The 3892-nt window shown below is 77.9% G+C and carries 2 protein-coding genes; both read left to right on the top strand.

Annotated features, from left to right (window positions below):
- The first annotated feature begins 302 nt into the window (after positions 1-302).
- A complete protein-coding gene (locus AB4039_RS41685; protein ID WP_442273245.1) occupies positions 303-2084 on the top strand; it encodes an RNA ligase family protein in 1782 nt (593 codons plus the stop codon).
- On the top strand, positions 2084-3892 hold a 1809-nt coding region (locus AB4039_RS41680; protein ID WP_442273244.1), incomplete at its 3' end, for an RNA repair domain-containing protein. The genes AB4039_RS41685 and AB4039_RS41680, both read left to right, overlap by 1 nt.

The following is a 3892-nucleotide window of genomic DNA, read 5'->3' as shown; positions in this document are numbered from 1 at the left end:
CCCCCGAGCCGCGCGCCCGTCGGCCCAGGCCGGCCGCGCGACGGCCCGCACCGGCCGCGCCCCGGCCGGCGCCGGGGCGCACGTTCGACATGGCACCCCTGTGCGCGGCGGCCCGCGGGAGGGTCGACCCGTCCATCGTCGCCCTGTGCCACTGACGCCGGGGGCGTCACCGACGGCGCGTCAGGCGCCGCCCGGTCCACCGGTCGGGGCCAGGGCCCGGTAGCCGCGGCAAATTGAGTGGATGCTCCTGCTCCGGATACCTAGAGTGACCGGACGTCCCGTCACCCGCCAGGAGCCCGATCATGCGCACGCACTACCCCCGTACGGCGCACCTGCCGTGGTCCCCGGGCGCCACGCCGGACGACGTGCGCGCGAGCGGGCCGTCTGCGCTGGCCGGCCGCGAGGTGGTCGTCACCGAGAAGCTCGACGGGGAGAACACCACTCTCTACCGGGACGGCCTGCACGCCCGCTCCCTCGATTCGGGGCACCACCCGTCCCGCGCCTGGGTCAAGGGCCTCCAGGGCCGGATCGGTTCCGGCATACCGGAGGGCCGACGGGTGTGCGGGGAGAACCTCTACGCCCGCCATTCGCTCGCCTACGAGGAACTCGACAGCTGGTTCTACGGGTTCTCCGTGTGGGACGGCGACCACTGCCTCGGCTGGGACCGGACCGTGCGCTTCCTGCGGCGGCTCGGTGTCCCCGCGCCGCGCGTGCTCTGGCGGGGCGTCTACGACGAGCGCGCGCTGCGCCGGCTGCGGATCGACACCACCCGCCAGGAGGGCTACGTCGTCCGCACCACGGCGGGCTTCCGGCGCGAGGACTTCGGCCGCTACGTGGCCAAGTGGGTCCGCGGCGGCCACGTGCAGACCGACACCCACTGGATGTACGCACCCGTCGTCCCGAACGGGCTCGGCGCGAACGCCCCGCTGTGGGCGGTCCGTTCGGGCTCCGAGCCGGACGTGGCCGGGCTGCTGGCCGCAGTCGGATCCKGCCCCGACCCGGCCACGGAGGACAACGGGGCCGAGGCCGTTGCCGGGCGCTGCGTCGCCGAGGTCACCGCCCGGCTCGACGGCGCCGGCCGCACCGGGGACGCCCGGCTGGCCGGGGTCCTGGCCGCCGCGCTGCACCGCGAACCACGGGCCGCCCTCGGCGCGCGGCTCGCGGCCGGGCCGCTCGGGATGGCGGCCGCCCGGCGGGTGGCGGACCTGGTCGGGCTGTACCCGGCCCTGCGGCGACCGTTCCCGGACGAGGAACGGCGGGCCGGGCTGGTCCGGATGGCGGCGGCGGCCGACCTCGGGGTGCTGCACGCGCTGGCGGCGGCGTTGCCGGGCGGCGAGGACGACCCCGAAGCGCGGGAGTGCGTGGAGTGGTCCGCGCTGTGTGCGGAGGATGCGGGGCTGCTCGCCCCGGACCCGCTGCGCGGCCTGCGGACGGCACTGCGGCAGGCCCTCGCCGGCCTGGACGGGGACGCCGCCGACCGCTGCTGGGCCGAGGCCCGCGAGGCCTACGGGCGGGGCGCGCTGTCGACCCCCGAGGAGGCGGTGGCGGCGACCTGGCGCTGGCGCGACGCCGGGTCCTTCCCCCGGCTCGTGCAGCTGTGCGGCCCCTCGGGCAGCGGGAAGAGCACGTTCGCCCGGAGCCTGACGGGAGCCGACGCGTACGTCAGCCTGGACGACTTGCGCTCCGCCCGCGGTGCGCGCGCCGACCAGCGGGCCAACCCGGAGGTGCTGCGCGAGGGCCTGGAGCGGCTGGACCGGGCGCTGGCCGCGGGTGGCACCGTGGTGTGGGACGCCACCTCCCTGACGGAACGGCAGCGAAGCCTCGCCGGGGCGGTCGCACGGCGCCGCAACGCACTGGTCACCCAGGTCGTGGTGCTGGTCGGGGAGCCCGAGCTGGTGCGGCGCAACTCCGTGCGCCCCCACCCCGTACCCGAAGCGGTGCTGGCGGCGCAGCTGCGCCGGTTCGCCCCTCCGTACCCCGGGGAGGCGCACCGCACCTGGTACGTGGGCGCGGGCGGCACGGTCGAGGACACCGTGGGCGGGCCGGGACCGGCGCGCGGCGAAGGCGAAGGGGAGGGCGTCTGATGCGCACCAGTGAGCAGCTGTACCACCAGGTCCGCTGGGACCCCCGCTTCGACCCGGCGCGGTTCACCCTCGGCCTCCTCCAGCGCGGCGCGGCCCCCAAGCGGGTGCCGCTGCCCTCCTTCGTGCCGGGTGGGGACATCCCCTGGCACCGGGTGCTGTTCGTCGAGGCCGACGACGAACTGGTGTGGGACCGGGCCACCGGGGTGGACCGGATCGACGAGACGCGGGCCGGGCGGGTGGGCGCCGTCCGCGTGCTGACGACCCCGTTCTTCGCCGCCCGGACCCCGCACGCGTGGGACCCGGCGGACGGCGGTGGCTGGCGGCCGGCGGCAGCCGGACCCGCCGTGCGTCCCCCGGCGCGGGTGCGGCTGCTGACCTGGAACGTCCTGTGGGACCGGTACGACGCCCCGCGCATCGCCACCGCGCTGCGCAGGCCGCGGCTGCTGGCCGCTCTGGCGGCCGCCGACGCCGACGTCATCGCGCTCCAGGAGGTCGAACCGGCGCTGCTCGCCATGTTGTTGGCCGAACCGTGGGTGCGGGAGGGGTACTGGCTGGGCACCGATCCGGACGGTACGGACGTGGCCGACAACGGGCTGCTGCTGCTGAGCCGGCTGCCGGTGCGGGAGGCGGGCCTGCACCGACTGGGCCGGCACAAGGCGGTCACCGCCGTCACCGTGGACACGGAGGGCGGCCCGCTGGTGGTCGCGGCGACGCACCTGAGCAGCGATCACTCCGAGAACGGGGCCGGGCGGCGGGAGGACGAACTGGCACGGCTCGCCGAGGGGCCGGCCGTCGTCGACGGCGGCTTCGGCTTCGCGCTGCTCGGCGACTTCAACGACGGCCGTTCGGGGGACCAGGGGCCCGCCGCCGCACTGGGGCTGCGGGACGCCTGGACCGAGGTGCACGGCCCGGCGGACGACACCCCGACCTTCGACCCGGGGGTGAACCCGCTGGCCGCCCTGGCATCGCTGTCGGGCCGGGCGGGCCGGCTGGACCGGATCCTGCTGCGGCCGTCCGGGTGCCTCCGGGTGCGGGCGGCCGCGCTGCGGGGCGATGTGCCGGGGCCGGAGGGGCTGTTCACCTCCGACCACTTCGGGGTGGAGGCCACGGTGGAGTACGGGGCCCCGGACGCGGGAGCCGCGCTGAGCGGCGTACCGGTGACGGCGCGGACGGCGGTGGCGTGGCTGCCGCCGCACGAGCCGGCGGTCGAGGAGCTGCGCCGGGCCCACGACCCGGGGGCCGACCGCTGGCCCGCGCACGTGAACCTGCTGTTCGGCTTCGTGCCGGAGTCCTCCTTCGAGGAGGCCCTGCCGCTGCTGGCCGGTGTCGCGGCCGGCACGCGGCCGTTCACGGCCCGGCTGGAGGGGGTGCACTCCTTCGGGCACCGGGAGGAGGCCACGCTGTGGCTGGACCCGGCGGCGGGCACGGGCGGTGACGCCCCCTGGCAGGAGCTGCGCCGGGCCCTGGTGGACCGGTTCCCGGACTGCGCGGGCCGCGCGGGCGGCTGGACCCCTCACCTGACGCTGGGCCGGAGCGGGGATCCGCGGCGGGCCGAGCGGGAGTGGGCGGCCCGGCTCGGCGGGGGTGCCCCGGCGCGGGTGGGCTCGCTGGCCGTCCTGTCGCGGCGCGGGGACGGGCCCATGCGGGTACGGGCGACGGTGGCCCTCGGGACGGGCGAGGTGCGGTGGATCCCGGAGGCGGCGCCGGCCTCGCTCACGGAGGCGACCGAGCCGGGCGAGGCGGGCGGGGCGGCGGCCTCCGCGACGCCGGGGGCCGGTCCGGCGGCTGGAGCGGCCGGAGCCGCCGGG

The organism is Streptomyces sp. M-16 (genome assembly GCF_052114405.1).
In the GTDB taxonomy this organism is placed as follows: Bacteria; Actinomycetota; Actinomycetes; order Streptomycetales; family Streptomycetaceae; genus Streptomyces.
Note: the sequence above shows the minus strand (reverse complement) of the source record. Positions and strands in the feature narration are given on the sequence as shown.